This is a genomic window from Paenibacillus larvae subsp. larvae, from assembly GCF_002003265.1.
Classification (GTDB): domain Bacteria; phylum Bacillota; class Bacilli; order Paenibacillales; family NBRC-103111; genus Paenibacillus_H; species Paenibacillus_H larvae.
The window spans coordinates 1185078-1203808 of record NZ_CP019687.1 but is presented as its reverse complement, the minus strand read 5'-3'; the positions used below and the strand labels follow the sequence as shown (position 1 = coordinate 1203808).

23 protein-coding genes, 6 pseudogenes and 1 CRISPR repeat array are annotated in these 18731 nt (G+C 41.2%); of the genes and pseudogenes, 18 read left to right on the top strand and 11 right to left on the bottom strand.

What is annotated here, in order from left to right; genetic code table 11:
• Positions 1-742 precede the first annotated feature (742 nt).
• Entirely contained in the window at positions 743-985 is a 243-nt protein-coding gene (locus tag BXP28_RS06080; RefSeq protein WP_036654320.1) for a hypothetical protein, read from the top strand.
• Complete coding sequence (locus BXP28_RS25000) at positions 963-1109, top strand: NUDIX domain-containing protein (RefSeq protein ID WP_077584962.1); 147 nt, start codon at positions 963-965, stop codon at positions 1107-1109. Before BXP28_RS06080 ends, BXP28_RS25000 begins: the two co-directional genes overlap by 23 nt.
• Before the next feature lie 221 nt (positions 1110-1330).
• Here the strand turns inward: BXP28_RS25000 and BXP28_RS06070 are convergent.
• Positions 1331-1612: pseudogene (locus BXP28_RS06070) on the bottom strand (MarR family winged helix-turn-helix transcriptional regulator); the annotation flags it as partial.
• A 462-nt stretch (positions 1613-2074) separates the two neighbouring features.
• On the opposite strand from BXP28_RS06070, the gene BXP28_RS06065 reads away from it, so the two are divergent.
• The 6 genes and pseudogenes from BXP28_RS06065 to cynS all read left to right on the top strand — a co-directional run.
• Positions 2075-2656, top strand: coding sequence for a TetR/AcrR family transcriptional regulator (locus tag BXP28_RS06065; protein ID WP_023483537.1), 582 nt, complete (start codon positions 2075-2077; stop codon positions 2654-2656).
• Between the two features lie 94 nt (positions 2657-2750).
• Positions 2751-3617 carry a substrate-binding periplasmic protein gene (locus BXP28_RS06060; protein ID WP_023483538.1) on the top strand — a complete coding sequence of 289 codons (867 nt, stop codon included), beginning with the start codon at positions 2751-2753 and terminating at the stop codon, positions 3615-3617.
• 36 nt (positions 3618-3653) lie between these two features.
• Positions 3654-4297 (top strand): annotated as a pseudogene (locus BXP28_RS06055) (amino acid ABC transporter permease).
• Positions 4298-4318: 21 nt separating this feature from the next.
• Positions 4319-5065, top strand: a complete 747-nt coding sequence (locus BXP28_RS06050) for an amino acid ABC transporter ATP-binding protein (RefSeq protein ID WP_023483541.1) — start codon at positions 4319-4321, stop codon at positions 5063-5065.
• Between the two features lie 44 nt (positions 5066-5109).
• Complete coding sequence (locus BXP28_RS06045) at positions 5110-5532, top strand: OsmC family protein (RefSeq protein WP_023483542.1); 423 nt, start codon at positions 5110-5112, stop codon at positions 5530-5532.
• Between the two features lie 83 nt (positions 5533-5615).
• Positions 5616-6026 (top strand): annotated as a pseudogene (gene cynS / locus BXP28_RS06040) (cyanase); the annotation flags it as partial.
• Positions 6027-6274: 248 nt separating this feature from the next.
• On the opposite strand, the pseudogene BXP28_RS06035 reads toward cynS, so the two are convergent.
• Positions 6275-6475 (bottom strand): annotated as a pseudogene (locus BXP28_RS06035) (sterol desaturase family protein); the annotation flags it as partial.
• Positions 6476-6550: 75 nt separating this feature from the next.
• On the opposite strand from BXP28_RS06035, the gene BXP28_RS06030 reads away from it, so the two are divergent.
• The 5 genes from BXP28_RS06030 to BXP28_RS06010 all read left to right on the top strand — a co-directional run bounded on the left by BXP28_RS06030 (position 6551) and on the right by BXP28_RS06010 (position 8582).
• Positions 6551-6847 carry a hypothetical protein gene (locus tag BXP28_RS06030; RefSeq protein WP_144029621.1) on the top strand — a complete coding sequence of 99 codons (297 nt, stop codon included), beginning with the start codon at positions 6551-6553 and terminating at the stop codon, positions 6845-6847.
• Positions 6848-6982: 135 nt separating this feature from the next.
• Complete coding sequence (locus BXP28_RS06025) at positions 6983-7375, top strand: phosphotransferase (RefSeq protein ID WP_077584961.1); 393 nt, start codon at positions 6983-6985, stop codon at positions 7373-7375.
• Positions 7376-7586: 211 nt separating this feature from the next.
• A complete protein-coding gene (locus tag BXP28_RS06020; RefSeq protein ID WP_036654315.1) occupies positions 7587-7772 on the top strand; it encodes a hypothetical protein in 186 nt (61 codons plus the stop codon).
• A gap of 161 nt (positions 7773-7933) precedes the next feature.
• Positions 7934-8359 carry a hypothetical protein gene (locus BXP28_RS06015; RefSeq protein WP_036654313.1) on the top strand — a complete coding sequence of 142 codons (426 nt, stop codon included), beginning with the start codon at positions 7934-7936 and terminating at the stop codon, positions 8357-8359.
• A gap of 28 nt (positions 8360-8387) precedes the next feature.
• The gene (locus BXP28_RS06010; RefSeq protein WP_036654311.1) at positions 8388-8582 is read left to right on the top strand and encodes a hypothetical protein; all 195 of its coding nucleotides are present in this window, start codon (positions 8388-8390) and stop codon (positions 8580-8582) included.
• A gap of 592 nt (positions 8583-9174) precedes the next feature.
• Positions 9175-9543: direct repeats of the CRISPR family, unit length 32 nt; unit sequence GTCGCATCCTACGCGGATGCGTGGATTGAAAT.
• Positions 9544-9893: 350 nt separating this feature from the next.
• Here BXP28_RS06010 and BXP28_RS06005 read toward each other — a convergent pair.
• On the bottom strand, positions 9894-10430 hold the full coding sequence (locus tag BXP28_RS06005; RefSeq protein ID WP_257125669.1) for an O-methyltransferase: 537 nt from the start codon (positions 10428-10430) through the stop codon (positions 9894-9896).
• A gap of 293 nt (positions 10431-10723) precedes the next feature.
• Between BXP28_RS06005 and BXP28_RS06000 the strand changes: the two genes are divergently transcribed.
• Positions 10724-11356, top strand: coding sequence for a pyridoxamine 5'-phosphate oxidase family protein (locus BXP28_RS06000; RefSeq protein ID WP_023483488.1), 633 nt, complete (start codon positions 10724-10726; stop codon positions 11354-11356).
• 992 nt (positions 11357-12348) lie between these two features.
• Here BXP28_RS06000 and BXP28_RS05995 read toward each other — a convergent pair.
• The 7 genes and pseudogenes from BXP28_RS05995 to BXP28_RS05970 all read right to left on the bottom strand — a co-directional run bounded on the left by BXP28_RS05995 (position 12349) and on the right by BXP28_RS05970 (position 16171).
• Positions 12349-12744 (bottom strand): IS3 family transposase, encoded by a 396-nt coding sequence (locus BXP28_RS05995; RefSeq protein ID WP_077584959.1) that lies wholly within the window; start codon positions 12742-12744, stop codon positions 12349-12351.
• A 120-nt stretch (positions 12745-12864) separates the two neighbouring features.
• Entirely contained in the window at positions 12865-13053 is a 189-nt protein-coding gene (locus BXP28_RS24995; protein WP_367869709.1) for a helix-turn-helix domain-containing protein, read from the bottom strand.
• A gap of 176 nt (positions 13054-13229) precedes the next feature.
• On the bottom strand, positions 13230-13550 hold the full coding sequence (locus BXP28_RS05985) for a helix-turn-helix domain-containing protein (protein WP_024093998.1): 321 nt from the start codon (positions 13548-13550) through the stop codon (positions 13230-13232).
• 57 nt (positions 13551-13607) lie between these two features.
• The gene (locus BXP28_RS05980) at positions 13608-13907 is read right to left on the bottom strand and encodes a helix-turn-helix domain-containing protein (protein WP_024093999.1); all 300 of its coding nucleotides are present in this window, start codon (positions 13905-13907) and stop codon (positions 13608-13610) included.
• 90 nt (positions 13908-13997) lie between these two features.
• Positions 13998-14741 carry a MerR family transcriptional regulator gene (locus BXP28_RS05975; RefSeq protein ID WP_036654309.1) on the bottom strand — a complete coding sequence of 248 codons (744 nt, stop codon included), beginning with the start codon at positions 14739-14741 and terminating at the stop codon, positions 13998-14000.
• 295 nt (positions 14742-15036) lie between these two features.
• The gene (locus BXP28_RS23435) at positions 15037-15393 is read right to left on the bottom strand and encodes a GIY-YIG nuclease family protein (protein ID WP_036656690.1); all 357 of its coding nucleotides are present in this window, start codon (positions 15391-15393) and stop codon (positions 15037-15039) included.
• Positions 15394-15413: 20 nt separating this feature from the next.
• A pseudogene (locus BXP28_RS05970) lies at positions 15414-16171 on the bottom strand (DUF2087 domain-containing protein).
• Between the two features lie 83 nt (positions 16172-16254).
• Between BXP28_RS05970 and BXP28_RS24990 the strand changes: the two are divergent.
• The 4 genes and pseudogenes from BXP28_RS24990 (at position 16255) to BXP28_RS24020 (ending at position 18015) form a co-directional block, all read left to right on the top strand.
• Positions 16255-16567 (top strand): annotated as a pseudogene (locus BXP28_RS24990) (helix-hairpin-helix domain-containing protein).
• Between the two features lie 192 nt (positions 16568-16759).
• Positions 16760-17212, top strand: coding sequence for an FUSC family protein (locus BXP28_RS05960; protein WP_077584956.1), 453 nt, complete (start codon positions 16760-16762; stop codon positions 17210-17212).
• 257 nt (positions 17213-17469) lie between these two features.
• The gene (locus BXP28_RS22515; RefSeq protein WP_155116373.1) at positions 17470-17622 is read left to right on the top strand and encodes a DUF6886 family protein; all 153 of its coding nucleotides are present in this window, start codon (positions 17470-17472) and stop codon (positions 17620-17622) included.
• Positions 17623-17886: 264 nt separating this feature from the next.
• Complete coding sequence (locus tag BXP28_RS24020) at positions 17887-18015, top strand: hypothetical protein (protein WP_257125668.1); 129 nt, start codon at positions 17887-17889, stop codon at positions 18013-18015.
• Positions 18016-18038: 23 nt separating this feature from the next.
• On the opposite strand, the gene BXP28_RS05950 is transcribed toward BXP28_RS24020, so the two are convergent.
• Positions 18039-18308, bottom strand: a complete 270-nt coding sequence (locus BXP28_RS05950) for a DUF3951 domain-containing protein (RefSeq protein ID WP_367869698.1) — start codon at positions 18306-18308, stop codon at positions 18039-18041.
• Positions 18309-18731 lie beyond the last annotated feature (423 nt).

Sequence of the window (18731 nt, the reverse complement as noted above, 5' to 3'; positions counted from 1 at the left end):
TCCGGTTACAACTATCGACGTCAAACAGCACCTCCTTTAATAAATGAGATGGAATCATCATTTTATAGAAACAACACCTCTCCCATTGATCAAATAAAAGGCAAAATCAGCGGAGAAACTTAAACTGAAAGGAAGAAACAAGAATCATATCAGAGAAGAATAAATCTACGAAGGTGAAGAAGAAGGAGAAAGGCGGCAGTGTTAATTACAATTTTACGAATATTAGGAAAATTAGCATTAGTTAAATATTCATAAACGTGATTGTTTTTACACCAATAGTTCAATCATTTTGAACCTAAGGTGCGATCAGTCAGACAAATGACGATAAATAGCCAAAAAATATCGTTAAAACCGCTGCATGGAACAGTTTGCCGTATGATAAAATGGAAAAGTAATGAGACGCAGTATTGCCTGGGTACGACCTGCTGGAATGCCTTCAGAATGGGCAATACGAATGTGTTTTTCGGTAATGGACAATGACATTTTCAACAGATGAACTGCCGGCAGACGCCAGCTAGTAAGGGTTTCAGATTCTTATATATGGGTTAGTTGCCAGAACAATTGCTCGGCAACCGGTTTGTCCGGGTTTCCCGGCTGCAGAATAGTATCCTGCTTCTCGTATGACATTTTATAAATAGTCTTGCGGATGTGGAATTTTATGGTAAAATGTAAAAAGTAAGGTAAAATAATTCGAAATAAGGGAAAGTTTACATTTTATCATATTATAATAGGAGGAATCATGATGCATAGGGAACAGATAGGTGCCAAGCAAACGGATGAGGGAATGTGGCTTGGCAGTCCGGAAAAGGAAACAGAGGCTGATCCGAAACGAATAACATTTGATGATCTGCTATGCCGCTTTGATACGGAATCTGAGAGGAAAAAAAACAAAAACGGGCACTCGCAACGCATCCGCTGGGGAAGACGGGTTTGTACACTTCTTTCTGCTGTACTAATACTAGGTGCAGTCTGTATTATTAGGTGAAGTCAATGAACGGAGAGAATGGGAACTTCCAGGTGGAAGGATAGAATACGGAGAACAGCCGGAAGAAACAGTGAAGAGGGAAATCAGGGAGGAACTGGGTCTTGAGGTGACGGTCATTTTCTGAAGCATGCCTGGTTGTTTGAAGTGCTTCCTGGTAAACACGTTTTTATTGTCGCTTATTTATGTGAACCATCAGAAGGGAATATCGGGATCAGCGAGGAACATCTTGCCTACGCTGCTCTTTATACTAAAGAAAAAGAGTCCTGAATTTGGACTTTTTTTCTTATTTTTAAATGTAAAATTCCAAAGAACTCTTTTATCTCTGATATCAAAGATCATTTTTGCTCAAGTAGGATTCATCTGTTGCAAAGAGGACAACAAGTTATTATGAATGCGTAATAATAATTGAATCTCATCTTTTGAAAGGTTTTCTAATGCGGCTGCCATTGCCCTATACGAAGAGGCATTTTTAATAGATTTTTGAACTGCTTTTTCTCCACTAAGAGTTACTTTCAAATTAACTTCTCTACGATCTTCCTGTGATTGTTTTCTTTCTATTAACCCTAAATTTACTAAGCCGTCTACACTCATACTTACTGTGCTTTTTGGAATTATAAGTTGTTCTGTATTATGGATGGAACATCCTGTACCAGAGTTTGGAATGAAGTCTTTTTAGTTGCCGGAGGGGAATGGATGGAATAAGATTAGAATTCTTATGGAATCCCGTTATTTTTGAGTGTGTTTCCAATTAGAGTTAATCTCTCCAATGAACATGCAGTTCAGACAATTTTGTACTGGATCAGTCGATTAAATGGTATACGCGGCATCTCTCTTTTCAATGAATGATTAAATTAATCTTATAATAATTTGGCTAAGACACTTACCTGCGGAGGTGCCTTGTTTTTATGTTTAACGGAAACTTTCAATCTTTCAATGAAAATGATTTTCTACTAAATTTTTACTTGACAAAAGCCGACTTATCCAATAGGATTTAATTATATTGACTGACTGACGAATCAATCAAGGGGGAGCGGGATTTCACATTCAGACCAGGATCCCAAGCTGAACAGCGAACGAAGAAGTCAGATCATGCAAGTTGCCTTGAAGCGATTTGCGACCGGCGGTTTTCATGCTACGAAAATTTCAGATATAGTGGCAGAGGTTGGAGTAGCGCAGGGAACATTTTATTGGTACTTCAAAAGCAAGGAAGCTATTGCACTTGAGCTTATTCAAGAAGGACAGGCAAAACTGCTTGAGGTTATTGCTCAAGGCTATCGCCGGCAGGCAGGTACTATCCAGGACATGGTCCATGCTTCTGAAGACTTGTTAACCCGTTTATTCCAGTTTGCTGAAGCCAACCGTTATTTAATGGAAATGATGCTGGGAGGGACTTCAGCCAGTGAGGCAGTCCGGAAAGCCATAGGAGACACGCGTATTGCTATGGAGAATGCCTTTGTTCTAAATATTCAGCGGGCGAAGGAACTGGGAATGCTTCCGGATACGATAGATCCTCAGGTGAGGGCTGCTTTTCTGATGAGCCTGATTGAGGGCGTTATTTCACGCTGGCTGTTCAGTTCACCTTTGCCAGGGAACGGCATTCAGCAGATGAGTGCACAGAAACTAGCTTCTGAAACCGCGAGGTTTGAATTTTTTGGACTGTTAGGGATTTAAGTGTTCAAGTGTCCGCAATTTTTGAATTATATGGATTCTTGTGGGAAAAGTGGAGACATTAATACGAGTTACATAAATAAGGAGAGAACCCGACATGAAAAATAAACCAAGAAAATCGCTTATCCTAGTTCTTGCCGCCTTTTTGCTGGTTGCATTGGCACTTAGCGGATGCGGGTCTTCAGCCAGGGATCAGGCAGGCAGTACTCCGGGGGTTTCTGACAATACAGGAAATAAAAACAGCAGAACGCTGGAACAAATTAAGCAATCCGGTGTGCTGAAGGTCGGAATTATGGGAATTTATGCACCGTATAACTTTTTGAACGATAAAAAGGAAATGGATGGTTTTGATGCTGATATAGCCAAAGAAATCGCGAAAAAAATGGGTCTTAAAGCGGAGTTTGTCAGCCAGGAATTTTCCGGGATGATCGCCGGTTTACAGGCAGGGAAGTTCGATACGGTTATCAGCCAGATGACCATAACGGAAGATCGCCAAAAGCAAATGGACTTTACTGAACCCTATATTACCAATCAGGTGAAAGTCATTGTGAAACAGGACAACAACAGCATTACCAAACTGGAAGATTTCAAAGGCAAAAATATTGGGGTTGGACTTGGCACAAATGACGAGGCTTATCTCCGCAATGAGGCACTGCCTAAAGTAGGGAACTTCACTATTAAGACTTACGATGATGTCATTACTTCCCTGCAGGATCTGAACAACGGAAGAATTGATGCAACCATTAACAATATGTATGCTCTGAAACCAATCGTAGAAAAGAACGGATTTAAGATAAAAGTCGTTGGAGAGGCAGTCAAATCAGATAAGGCCGCTATTGCAGTGACCAAAGGGAATACGGAGCTGCGGGATGCCCTGAATCAGGCACTAAAAGATTTGAAAGCTGACGGGACTTATAAAACTATTTTCACAAAATGGTTTGGTGAAGAACCTCCGGCTGAATAATGATACCAGGATAGGGAGAAGGGAATTCGGCAGGTTATGAGTCTTGTTCTTGAAAATATACCTTTCTTATTGAAAGGTGCTTACTATACACTATTAATCACTGTTGTGTCCATGTTTTTCGGTCTGATCATTGGAGTAGTGGTTGCCATCGCCAGAATAAAGGGAAACCGTCCCATTCAATGGCTTGCGCGTGCTTACGTATCTATTATACGGGGCACGCCTGCTCTTGTTCAGATTTTTATTGTCTATTACGGACTGGTTGATTACGGAATTGCCTTAAGCTCATTAACTCGGCTTTTGTTGCACTCAGTATCAATGTCGGTGCTTACCTGTCCGAAACCTTCCGGGGAGCCATTCTTTCCATTCCGAAAGGGCAGACAGAGGCAGCCTATGCAGCCGGAATGACTTCCTGGCAGGCGATGCGCAGGATTATACTGCCCCAGGCGGCTCGAGTGGCAATTCCGCCAATGGGGAATACCTTTATTGGCATGCTGAAAGAAACCTCACTCGTTTCCTCCATTGCAGTTACCGAGCTGCTTCGATCGGCACAGCTTATGATTGCCCAGTATTATGTAAATATGCCTTTCTATATCGGAATTGCTGTTATGTATTGGGTGATGAGTACGGTTTTCTCCTCCATATTGGGAGCGATTGAAAAGCGGTTAGCTAAAGCATATTGAGGGCAAGGAGTGAGAAGACCCATGATTCAAACAGCCGGATTAACCAAATCCTTTCAGGACACAGTTGTGTTGAAAGACATCAATTTGCAAGTCAAACAGAATGAAATTGTCGTTCTGCTCGGTCCGAGCGGTTCAGGGAAAAGTACGCTGCTACGCTGCATCAACGGACTTGAAGAGTTGAGCGGCGGTACTGTTGAAGTCAACGGCATTCATATAGACGCTAAAATGCCGGCCCGTCAGCGGAGGGCACGCATTCTGGAGATCCGCCGGGAAACCGGGATGGTATTTCAGCAATTTAATTTATATCCGCATAAGACTGCATTAGGGAACGTTATCGAATCATTGTTGGTGGTAAAAAAGATGCGGAGAGAGGAAGCTCTAAAAATCGGCGAACAATTGTTGGACCGGGTGGGACTTGCTGACAAGAAGGATGTGTATCCTTCCCGCCTTTCCGGAGGTCAGCAGCAGCGGGTCGCTATAGCACGTGCGCTGGCAATGGAACCCAAAATCATGCTCTTTGATGAGCCAACCTCCGCACTTGACCCCGAACTTGTGGGTGAGGTACTGGATGTCATGCAGCAATTGGCAAAAGACGGCATGACCATGCTTGTTGTAACACACGAAATGAAGTTTGCCAGGAAAGTAGCGGACCGCATAGTCTTTATGGATGCAGGAATTATTGTAGAGGAAGCCGATCCAGACGCGTTCTTTGAAAGTCCGCAAAGCGAAAGAGCAAGGAAATTTCTGAAAATACTGGATCATGAATAACCATAATGACTCTTACCTCACAGGAGAAAAGGGGGAAATCAAATATGAAAGTAACGACAACCTGGCAAGGAAAACGGGCCTTTACTTCGGTTGGGCCTTCCGGATACAGCGTCACTATGGACGCAACGGCTGCTTACGGCGGAGACGGCAAAGGGGCCACTCCTATGGAACTGATTCTTGCAGGTCTTGCCGGCTGCATGGGGATCGACATCACCATGATTTTACGTTCGACGCTGGATACTATTCAAAGTATTGAGATTGAAGCGGAAGGAACCCGTGATGAGGAACCGCCTAAAGGGTTTACGGCTATAGATCTTGTTTTTAAAATCAATGGGGATGTTCCCGATCATCGTATCTGGAGAGCCATTGAATTGGGAAAAGAAAAATACTGTGCTGTTTCGGACTCTCTCAAAGCAGATATCCGTTACAAGCTCATTTTGAATGGTAAAGAAGCAGTGAAGCCTTAATTTTTCAAAAGTCGGGTCAACCGGATCGCCGGGGCCCGTCTTTTTTTTGTCTAACAGTTTAGCAAACCGGGGAATGGAGATTCGAGGCCAAGAGGAAATTAGGATTAAAGTGGGCGGATATCGCGAAAGTCATTGACCGCTCGGAGGCATGGACGGCCTCGGCATTATTAGGACAAGCTACACTTTCCAATGAAGAAGCAGAACAAGTAGCTTCTCTTCTGGAGCTTGATCAGGGGGTTGCCGAGTGCTTAACAGAGGTACCTTACCGGGGGACGGCTATTCAGATGCCGCCTACAGATCCGCTTCTTTATCGTTTTTATGAAATACTCTTAGTTTACGGTCCCGGAATGAAAGAAATTATTCATGAAAAATTTGGTGATGGCATTATGTCTGCAATTGACTTCGAGATGGATATTAAACGGGTCCCGGATCCGAAAGGTGACCGCGTACTGATGATGCTAAACGGAAAATTCCTCCCTTACAAAAAGTTTTAGCGGCATGTGCTATGATAAGCGGGAAGAGGCTGTTTAAGCCTCTTCAGGCTTTCATTTCTTTCACGGGTTCCGGGCAGCGGCTTGGAGGGATCCCCCACCGGACTATACAGACAATTTCTATGTGAAGTGGGTTTCTTGACAAGCTCCAGAGGCTATTAAGCCTCTCCTTATTATTAACGGATGCTAATAGCCGGAAAATTGGACGTTTGGGTCTCCAGGACCAGATCTCTTGCCCCCAGATCCCGCGCTCATTCCAATTTTTCCATATTCCGCGTTGTCCCGCTTTTCTCCACCTCTTTCCCGTCTTTGTACGTATGGAGAGTCAAATCAAATACAGGATTAGTTACACCATACCAATATTGCTCATTTTTAAAATGATGCCATAAGTGCATTCTCTTCATCCACCTGCCCCAGGGAGTCGCGGGTTGAATCGGCCGGTGGGCAACATAAGGGCCTTCCGTCTGTCAACGGACAAAGGGGATTTTTTGGTAAAGCCCTTTTCCCGAAGAAAGACAGGGCCAAAATTGACAACAAGAGAGCAAATTACCCGTCTCTCTTCTTATATCCAAAAATTAAAGGAAAGCGGATATCCTCACTTGCCCAATTGGCTGGTTACAAAATCAGGCCAATATTGGGTCTCTCATAATGGCAGGCCCTACTATATGACGGACTGGGTTGAAGGCAGCGGCATCCAAAGCGAGGAGGATTACGAAAATCTCGGCAGGGCCTTGGCGACTCTTCACAACAATTGCAAGGACTCTCTTCCTTCCATGTCCCGGTATACCTATAAGCAAACCAAGTTGTTTAAACTGCAAGATTAGCTCTTTCGCCTCCAGTTATTAACTATCCGGCGAAATAAAAGCAAGGGGAAATGGTTCAGAGAGCATGGGGGACTTTGCATTGAACTGGCCAACAAATCATGGAGCATCCTAAGGAAACCGGAAACGAAACAGATCATGGAAGAGGAAATCAATCATCCCGCATTAATTCATGGGGATGTCACCTTGCCTAACATCATTATTCATCCAAGCAGACCATTCCTGATCGACTGGGATCTGCTAAGAATGGGTTCAACCTACTACGAAACCGCCAAAACCTTGCTAAATACAACTAATTTTGATCCGGCAAATATCTCTGCTCTAATAAAGGGTTACGAACAAATAAAAGGGTTGACTCCGGCTGAACGATTGCTCATAAGCGCTTTTTTTCTCCTTCCTGTCGAGGCATGGAGATCAGCCCGGAGGATTGCGTCAGGCAGGCGTTCGCCGGTTTTTCATATTTTGAGCCGAACATGGGAGAAAAACTTGGTGCCATACGATGGGTGGATGAATGGGCACGGCAATAATTAATACCATATTTTGTTATATTCATACTCCCTTTTAAATTCAAATGAGAATAAATACATAAAATTCATATTGTACATTTTATGTATTTATATGGTAAATTAAGTATATGCTAATCTAGTTTGCTTTTAACCATCATCCCTCTTTTCAAGATTAGGGGGTGTTAAAAATAAGTAGAGTTTTCTATTATCTTTTAAAAGGTTTTGGTGAAGTGAATATGAAAGCCTATATTTCTGTTGGACATAAAGCAGCCATCTTCTTAATTGGTCTAAGTATTTTAGTAGGTTTTATTTATGGTTTTGTTTTCGAAGATACAGATCAAATCAAAACAATAGGTTTTGATGGATTGAATGTCCTTGAAACTTTTTTCCAAATTTTTCCCATAATTTTATCATTGGTTTAATCATTATATTTTGCTCTATCTTCTTCTATATTGTATCTGCAATTCCTGTAATAGCTACGTATTTTGTTTTTGGAGAAAGTTTTGCAATTATTTTAAAGGAAAAAGGACTTATTGCAGCAATAAGTACATACCCTCATTTCCTCCCGGAAACACTTTCCACCATGTTATTACTCTCAATAGCATTTGTTATTTCTGCAAAAATGTTAAAAATTGTATTTAAAAATGAATCCATTCTAAAGAACAAAAAAAAGATTTTAAAAACCTATCTTGTTTCTAATGTGTTGTTGATTTTTGCTGCTTTCATTGAAGCTTTGAAAATTGGAGATAGAAAATTGATAAATGAAATATATTTTGTCTCTATTGGGTCAAAGCTGATTTTCTCGACAGTAGCAGTTCTTACTTTAATTTCAGCAACATCTTGGAATTTTATATTTGCAAGTGTAGGTGCAATTATCTTATACATTATTTATTTTTTTGCTAATAAACAAAACACTATCTCAGAACGAACTAGAAAAGTAATCGCAAGAGGTGATGAATGTCTCCGAATTTATTCTTATGGTAGCCGAGGCTTTATGCCTTGTCTATAAATCATATTAACTTCGAGGGGGTGATAATATGTTTGAATTAATTGCAAGTGGTATTTCTGCAGAAAATGCTGCTCAAGTAATTAATGCAGTTTTTAACGGTTTATCTATCGTGTCGGCCTTATCTCTTTGTGCTGGAATTGCAGGTGGTGCAGCATGGTTTTTATCTAATGGAATAGGGTACATGATAAAATGGGCTGGTAAAAAGACAATCATTGACTGGTAATTAACCATAAAACAAGGGATTACCAAACTCAATGATAATCCCTTAAATCCCTTGTTTTATTTTATTTATTCATCAATTTCAATGCATATATGGATTCAGAGGTTTTGGAGGTCTTATGAATGTTCCCAAAAAGCTTTTTTATATATTGCAATACCTAGTTCTTTTTATAAAAAAGCATTATCGACTTCATTTTTCAAAAAAAATGAGATTTTTCAGTGACGAATTTACTTATTACCTACTAACATTTGCAGAATGTTAAGCACATGCTTCACTTTGTCAGAAACTTTTTTTAAATGCGCGTTCCCTTTAACCATTTTTTGGTATCCACTATTCTTGAAATATGTTCTTCTTCTCCTTTTATTCATCTCCTACCTTTATAAAGTGAAGGAATTCAAAATCCTGCCTATTAGAACATGGATGCATAAAGTGTTTATTAAAGATGCGTTATTTGAGTTAAATGGAATCATCCTGATTCTAATCAACTTAGTCATATTATTAGAAATTAAGGTTTTAGCTATTCTCCTGTTGCTTTTTATTTCTCAGGCTTGGATGGGCTTTTTCCAGAGCGCGACGTGCGTCAATACGAGTCAATGTCGCATCCTACGCGGATGCGTGGATTGAAATTATGACCGGGTATCTGCTGTTGCAGAAGCCGAAGGGTGTCGCATCCTACGCGGATACGTGGATTGAAATACGGTATGAATCGTAAGTCGCCTGACTCACGATATGGTCGCATCCTACGCGGATGCGTGGATTGAAATCGTTCTGTGGCCAGTGTCATATGGCGACAGGCGAATGTCGCATCCTACGCGGATGCGTGGATTGAAATAAAAACCCCGATTATGTGGCGGCCGTCCGCACGCGTCGCATCCTACGCGGATGCGTGGATTGAAATCATGAAGTAATTGCAGTTTCGAACAACGCTAAAGGTCGCATCCCATGTGGATGCGTGGATTGAAATTATAGGTGTCACAATACCAGTCGTATCGTAAATTTCTAGTCGCATCCTACGTGGAATGCATGGATTGAAACTTCCGATAAATCCTACTCAAAATGCTCTTTTTGGTTGTATTTGATTTTACTTAAAATGGACCGGCCTTGCCTAAAATAGGTTGCTTCAGTTTTCTGTTTTATCTCAGATCGAGCCGGCCACTTATGCTAGAAAAACGTTTTCACCTGAAGGGAAATTTATCAATTCAACATAAATCTTGAAAGACCTAAGTAGGGGATAGGACATGGTCTACAAACTGTTTCACAAATTATTATTTTGGAAAGAAAAAAGCCGAATAATCAGTTCCCCACTTTTACAACTCAAAGAACAAACCCGTCATATCCTTTTATACCTACAGTTTGAATAGCAGTTGAATCTATATGTGACTCTTCATATGACAAATCAATAAATTGACGAACCTCATGCACATTTATGTCATCACTGTTATTCTCAATTACATCTTCATTGTGTACATTATCCCCAATAATTAATAACCGTACCTGGTCTGGAAAGCCAAGGGCCCATTTCAGATAGTAGGGGTTATTAAGTTTATCAGCATCAATAAAGATTAGGTCAAAATCAGAGAACCCTCTTCCCTTAAGGGTTGGCAATGTTTCGAGTGCAGGATCTGTAATGACTTCAATTTTATAATCTAACCCGGCGTTTCTTATGTTTTCTTCAGCTACTTTTGTATGCTTGGGATCAAATTCAAGTGTGATGAGTTGTCCATCTTCAGGTAAGGTACGAGCCAGCCAAATACTACTATACTCTCCAAGAGTTCCGTTTCCAAAATATCCCTTGAGCCTTTCATCTTTGCAAGTAAGTAAAGCAACTTCCCTTGATTGGGTGAAACTCAATAGCAGGCAAATCTGCTTCTGCATTTGCTTTCAGTAGTGCATTCATACTTTCTGACATTTCCATAATCCCCCTTGTCGAGTTTTCGTCAATAATAGTATTATGTATGTTTATATGACTCTTAATTATTTACCTTTTTGTTTAAATGATCTCTTAGCTAATTTTAACCGTAAATTTCCTCTAGAAGTAAGATCAATGATATGTTATCTAAATGATGTTATGTTACGATGGTACATACAACGAATAACAACGCAACAGCGGACTTGACAAGAATAAAACCAGAAAGGAAAAAGTCATGAATCTTTGTTTCCAGGATGTTTTAACTGAGGAGAAGCAGGTTAGGGAGTTGATTGGGAATTCCAGTGAAGTGGCAAAGCACAAATCCATACACCATATAGATTCATACTGTCGTGAATTTATTGCGAAGACGCCCCTAATATTTATTTCAACCTCAGACAAAGAAGGCAATTGTGATGTATCGCCACGCGGGGATGCTGCGGGTTTTGTGCTGGTTTTAGATGATAAGCATCTCGTTATTCCGGAACGGCCGGGGAACCGACGTATAGACTCAGTCCGCAACATTTTGTCGAGTCCCAGGATTGGTCTCATTTTTTTAATTCCTGGTCTGGAAGAGACACTTCGTATTAATGGTCGGGCATGCATAACAAAAAATCCCGAACTGATGAACCGCATGCAAGCGAGGGAAAAAACGCCTTTACTGGGTATTGGAGTTGAAGTGGAAGAGTGCTATGTCCATTGCGCTAAAGCTTTCAAACGCTCGCAAACCTGGGAGGCAGGTTCATGGTTGAATCAAGACCTGCTCCCTAAAGTTTCCAAAATGTTGGTTGCTCATGTAAATCGTGAAGATTTTACGGAAGAAATAATTGCCAAGGGACTTAAGGAAAGCTACGAGAAAAGGCTTTATTAGCGGGAATGCTAGTTTAACCATATTACATTTATTTTTTGAGGCATATTGACTAATAAATGAATAGGGAAGGTGATGGGAGGGCATTTGAATTGTGGAATTGGGTTTTCCATAGAGGTAAATATATGCCATGTTGGATATTTCTCGCGCTAGTAATGGAAGCTGATATGGGGTATTATGGAAGTGAAAAGGAGTGTACTTCTGTAATTGGACATTTGTAACTGACAAATGTTTTCATAAGCAGGTGATAGGGTAGATATTACGTCAATCGATATTAAGGCTAACGGGTGTAAAAGAAGTAATTGATTTGGAAGGTCTATTCATTTTCTAGTGCGAATGTATAGTGCACATGAAAATCCCGGGAGATTCGCACCATTATTTCACCAAAAATATACAAATATCTGGATATAGGTATATTTGATTGTAATAAATTTGAATCAAAAAATCATTGTTTGAATGATTTAATCAAAAAAATGTTCAATTTTGATTGTTTTGTTCAAATTTCGCTGTCGCATCCTACGCGGATGCGTGGATTGAAATACATCATCTGAAACACCCTCAGGAAACAATTCCTGTCGCATCCTACGCGGATGCGTGGATTGAAATAACAATTACAAATATGCAACTGAAGCAGATGTAAATGTCGCATCCTACGCGGATGCGTGGATTGAAATCATCATCAAAATACAAACCGAATTGATTGCTATTCCCGTCGCATCCTACGCGGATGCGTGGATTGAAATGGATAATTTCCGAAAGGTTATTTTGGTTTTCAATGTCGCATCCTACGCGGATGCGTGGATTGAAATCAATTAAGCCGACCGCCATATAGCGCGGCTATGTCGCATCCTACGCGAATAGTTGAATTGCAAATAAAAACTAGAGGCTTTGACCACTATCAACTGTGCCGTGCGATCGGACGGAACGACGCGAAAAGGCATCCTATTTTGTGAACTGCACCCTGTCAAGTAGACAGTACAAATAATAAAAATTAGTTAAGCGGCCTTGATCCTGAATTCCATCGGACTAAGGCCGTTTAATTTCGCTTGTAATCGCTCGTAATTGTAAAAGTAAATGTAAGCCTCAATGTCCCTTTCGAGATCTTCAAAGGTATGGTAAGTATGCAAATAATACTTCTCACATTTTAGGGCTCCCCAGAAGGATTCCATGGGGCCATTATCGATACATCTGCCAACTTGAGACATGCTCTGCATGATGTTTCCTTTCTCCAGGATCTTTTTGAATTTTTGCGAGGTATATTGAAAGCCCCGGTCACTATGCAGCATGGGCCTGCTGCCCGATGCCGCTTGTATCGCCTTGTTGACGGTTTGAAACACGAGGCCATTATTGTTGGAGTGCCCGAAAACGTAAGACAGCAATCGTATTGCCATAGAAGTCTAAAACGGCGCTTAAATACGCCTTTTGACCGTGACCATATTTGAATTCCGTTACCATCCGTTACCCATTTCTCATTCGGCTTTGTCGCAGCGAATTCACGGTTCAACAGGTTCTCAGCCACGTGCTGAGGAGTTGACGATGCATATTTCTTTCGACTTCTGCGAATCACCGACTGAATGCCTCTTTAGCTTCATGAGGCGCTGGATGCATTTGTGGTTAATCCGCTGCTGTGTTTCTCTGCATATGTGAAGCGTTAATCTGTGGTACCCGTAGATACCTCCTACCTTCTCATAGAGCGCCATCATCGCTTCTGTGAGCATGCGGTTTTCCTGTTCACGTACACTGGGCTTACGTTTTAGCCATTTGTAATAGCTTGATCGCGGAATCTCCACAATTTCACACAGCGTTTTTATGCTGAATTTCCCGTCTTGCAGAATCGTTTGTATGGCGAGATAGATATTTTTTTGACGTACTTGACTTAGCGTCCCCTTCTTTCGAGTTCCTCTAACTTTTTTAAGAGTGCATTCTCCGCTCGTAGACGTTCAATTTCTGCCTCCATCTTCTTCATCGCAAGCTTCTGGCGGTCGGCGTCGGTTAATTCTTCTTCTGCCTTCTTACGTCCTCGGCCATCCTGTAGCGCTTCTTGCCCACCGTCCTGATATTTCTTCACCCACTGGTATACCTGTTGGCAGGAAGCCTGATACTGCTCCGCTGTCTTCCTATAGTCCTGGTTATGTGTCAGACAATATTGAACAATCTCCAACCGTTCCTGCCAGGTTGTCTTACGTCCCTTCGTCATAGCCTTTGCTCCCCCTTGATAGGTCTTTAAGCTGCTATGACTATTATACTTCTTCACCTAGTTCGATAGCTGTGTTCTGCTCGCAATCTTGTATTTATGAATGATGTCGCATTGGGATAATTCCCCCTTAAGGTAATCCAACACCGCCTGAAGCTTAAGTTCTGCAGAATAGCTGCGGTTCTTTGTTCGAACTTCTAGTCCTTCCAAACCATAGACGTCATATCGGCGTCGCCATTTCACCAGGGTTGATTTCGATATCCCATACTTATACGCCACGCCCATAAGACCAAGCTCACCACTTTCGATTTCTTCGATCATGGCGAATTTCTCCTTCGCGTTGTACTGGACTTTAGACATAAGAAATGCTCCCTTCATAGTAGCAGGTTTTTATTATTTCACCTGTCTACTATGAGGGGAGCATATCATTGTTTAGGATGCCTTTTTTTCTCACTTTACCGCATAAGATTCCGCAGCGGTAAAAAGATAATATGCCAGACCTGTCTGCCTTGACTCCATTATATTGCGATGAAAGTCATCATCCAGGAAAAACCGGGCTTGTAAAGCAAAATCTTCAGCGCTTGTGGCATGAACATTCTGATTCAGAAAATCAATATGTTCCCTGATCAAGCCCCTAACGGTTTCGTCGTCAAATTTCATTCCGGCTTTGAGAGCTTTGGCCATTTCCTCCATAAAACGATCCGCCCGGGAAGCCTTTTCGTTCATATCTTTAACATCTATTGGCCTGTCTTCAAGAATATCCAAACCATAAGTCTCTTTCAAATATTCTTTGTGCTCGGCTAAGGCATTTTTCCATTTTTGTTCGCTTTCAAACCCTTTGAACATGCTTGATTGATCCATAACTTCTCCTTTCACGACAGATTCTATTGATTCGTCCAATGTTTGTATCAGGCGATCCAGTCTCTGTTTTCGGGCTAAGAGAAGGTCCTTCTGGTCGGACAAAATACCCAACCGCGATTCGCCTTCAAGAAGCTGTTTAATCTTCTCCAATGGAAAATCAAGCTCCCTGTAAAATAAAATCTGCTGCAAACGCTCCAGTTCTTTTACACCATACAAGCGGTATCCCGCTTCACTGATCTCGTATGGAAGCAAAAGCTCTATCTTATGATAATGATGTAGAGTCTTTACAGTTACTTGTGATAAGGCTGCGACCTCTTTTACCGTGTAGAGCAGTATTCTTACCTCCTTTCCTTTTATAGCGTAGGGGCTCCCCTAAGGTCAGGGTCAAGGGCAATTTGACTTTCTTTTGAAATTCTAAGAAGACCAGGGTTGGGGTACTGGTCTTTGTCACATAGAGGAAACTGAACCTGCGCTTCCTCTGCTGTTTTTAGTTCCATGAATAAACTTTTCAAAACCCGGTGATCTGGCAGATGATTTGAAGATCAACAACCAACAAAACTCCTTTTGAAGTTATCTTTCCTCTATGCCGGGATTATCGTTGTCATAGGCTTGCCGGATGCGCCTTCCGTTAGTTATACCCTTTTTCCCCGTAAGGTTGAACCTGCCCAAGCCATTTGTCTTTCAGCTTTTTCAACTCATCTTTTATATCCACATACTCGTTCTCGGTTTTTTTAAGCTCTTCCAGGACCTCGAAAACAAAAGCATCCTCACCGAATTCCTTCCATTCTTGCTGGAGGGACCGATTATTATGCGTTCCCATATTCAGCATAAACTTTTCTCCGTTTAACGTTTTTAAGTTCAAGGTCGAATCTATAAAAAGCTTGCCGTTCATTGTATTTCTGATCTGATAGACGGCAGCCCGTTTCTTGAGTTCTTTATAAGCCTGCTGCAATTCGGCTCTGTGCTCTTTATTTATTCTGCTCATCTGGCTTTTCATCCTTTCGGTTAGTCTTTCTTCCAATATTGGCTTCCGTCCGGTTTTCTGTCCAAAAATCTGTATTCAATCAGGTAACGCCTTAGTATCGCATAATCCTCGTAAGCGGCCGCAAGAATCCTATTCACTTCTTTTTCCGTATAAATCTTCCCACTCTCAAAACGCTTGATCATTTCTTTTAACACAACCAGCTTGTGTTTTTCCTGAAGAGACCTAAAGCTGGTCAAAGGTCCGTCCGTTCCTTCGGGAAAATACTTGTGAAGCAATTTTTCGTTCTCTTCCTTCGTGATGTTGTAACGGTCATCTACCATTTTCGCTGAGGGGTCAAGGGGACAAACTCCGGAGCATGGCGGTCTTTCTCTTTAAGCAGCTCCATCATGGTAAGAAATACTTTGGCCTGCCGTTCTTTCTCTTTCAGAACAAAACGGTGATTCCGAATGGTCGAGACGCTGCCGATTCCGAGTTCCTGCTGGATTTGGCTATCATTTTTCCCTTGATAAAAGAGGCGAAGAAGACTACTTTGGTGATCTGTCAGACCGGTCAGCTTCTTATCCAGCTGGATCAGATAATCAAATACCGATCCGTGGGTATGTTCAATATGAAGGCGGGTGAACCTCTCCGCTTCATAGAAAATACCGTATTCCTGATAGATAACTCCTTTTTCAACTGCTCTCCCGCATAGAATACATACAAAATGGGTTTCCAGTTCCCTATAACCTTGTTTCAATTCCTTCAGAGAAGAGCCCCAAAACAAGTCCGGATTTTCCAAAATAAACACATCCTTATTACGTCTTATAATATATAGATAATATATCAAATCGTTTGTTTTGCGTCAAATTTTCCAGCTGACTTTTGATTCGTGCTGTACATCATTTCTTATGTATCCTTATTCCGTCAATTGGTCCTGAGTTTGCGAAGGATCTGATTGCTTTAGGGTATTATTCAGTCGAACAATTAAAAGGAAAGAATGGTGCCGATCTGGTGATTGATCTTGAAAAAAACCGGGTTACCAAGTAGATTCTGTGTAGAGGACCAATTCCGTTTAGTAGTCTATTATGCCAATAATCCTGAAAGTAATAAAAAATGGTGGGACTTTACAGAAGAAAGAAAACATTACAGGGAAACCAACGGATACCCTTCAGATAGACCCGGGCAGGAAAAGTAGTCATACATATTTGGATAGGCGGTATCCTCCTTTATAGAGGATCTTTTCATGTTTTTGAGGCAGAAGATAAAGACTTTAACCCGGAAAATATGGTAAGATGACAAAGGTTTCTTTTAGGGAGTGCAGAACCAAAATATAGATGAACCAGCTATTATAGGCATTAGAGAAACTATCTGAGATGAGGATAACTATATGCACAAAACTGCAACCATATATCAATCTTTCATCACTTTTCTTCATAAAATCGGTTTTAGCATGCTTGTTTTTAAAACAGCATTGGCTGCTGCCATATCATGGTGGATTGCTTTGCTATTTACTCCAGAATATCCGCCATATCTTGCTCCGATAGCCGCTGTATTAATTGTGAATATAACCGTAGCCAGTACTCTGATTAAAGCATTCTACCGAATAGTTGGGGTTATCTACGGAGTACTAATCAATCTGCTCATCGGCTCCTTGGTTTCTAACAGCACCATTGCCATTTTCCTAAGCGTACTTCTGGGAACGGCGTTAACATCCGCTTTCCGGTTGAACAATCAGATTGTGTCCCAAGTCGGTGTCAGCGCTGTGATGGCTTTGGCCTTTTTGAAAACCCCCTATTACGGATGGGGCGGATTGCGGAGACGATTCTTGGCTGTCTTGTAGCCATATTAGTAAACGTAGTTATAGCTCCGTCTAATAATCTGCCAAAGGCTGCAAGAAGTATCCGTAAATTAAGCGAAATTTCTTCTAATCAAATCCATTAGTACTTTGAATGAGGCGGGAGCCATATTAAATGACCTGAACCGGATTTTGCGGGAGGTATCTGCAGGCCAACTGGTCAAGACGGGAAAAGAATACTGAGCGCTTAGCCAATATAAAGGAGGAAGCCTGTTGCTTTATAAGGAAAAAAGCCTCTCGTCATGGAACCTCTCAACGATTTGCTGGGACAGCTTGCAAAAGAGCCTAATATTGAACTCAGATTTACCCCCAACTTGCCTCCTCTCAAAGAGAGGATCATTTCTTCCAACCTGGATTTCTCTATTATCCGTTTTCGCCATGCAAAGCCGCTGTAAATCTTTCGAAACGATCTTGAACCGGCAAGAGAATTAGACTTCACATTAATGTAGAAGGGAAAGTAAGCAAGTAAGCGATCTGATTAGCTCGGAGTAACAAATTTTCTTATGTATACCGATATATACATAAAATGGTACATTTGATCGGACGGTGGAGTAGGGGGATTTGATATTCGTAGAGCTCATAAACATCTATACGTGGGGATCGCTTTTTCTATTTTATTAATCCTATTAAACAGTATGTTGATTATAGGATTTACCCATTTGTTTGTCAGAACGGTTAACCTTCTGATTACCATTGGATTCTCCATTGGTCTGGGGTATCTTATCCGGGAATTACTTGACCGGCAACAGTCTTACAAGGAAATTTCAGAAGACCATGATTCTGCCTGACGTGAGTCATTTTTGATTCATTTTTACGTTTTACCTTTGTTATCATCCTTGGCCATATCTTCTTCCTTTTCTTCTTTTTCTTCATGAAATTCAACATTGGATTGTCCGGTGATGTAATCGAACGGGGTATAGGAATTGGAAGGCAGTTCTTTGTTCTTGATGATTTTAAAGGTTATGACCGCTATAAGCACAATCAGAGCAAAGGCAAAAAGAAAACAGCATGGCAACTTCCATATTTTCAATCCTTTCATATTCCATCTTACACAGACGCCAATGGATAAAGAAAGTTTCAATAAACAAACTACTGGCCAGAGACTAAAGTGTTAAAATAGCGGGGTTTAATATACGCAGTGTTGAAATAGTCCTTTTTTGACTTATTTTCTCGGGTTTTGCGCTTGCCCGGGAAATGGGAGATGGGTTGATCTTCAGCCCTTATACTTAAAAAACCACGATATTATCTGTATGGGGGACTTAAACCCAAAAGGTATAAGGCCGGTATGCTGGCTTATCGAACCTTTACTTTAGAAATCCCGGACTCTATGAAGCTATTATGAAGGCTCCGGAAGCTCATGATACCGAGTGGCAAAGAGCTTCTTCCGCTATTGACCCTGAAGAAATAAATCTAGTTTCCAGCTTCCTCCATCTGGTATAATAAGACTTGGACATTGAACCTGTTAGTCCGGTAAGCTGCCATAAACAAATTTGCAATATACCTT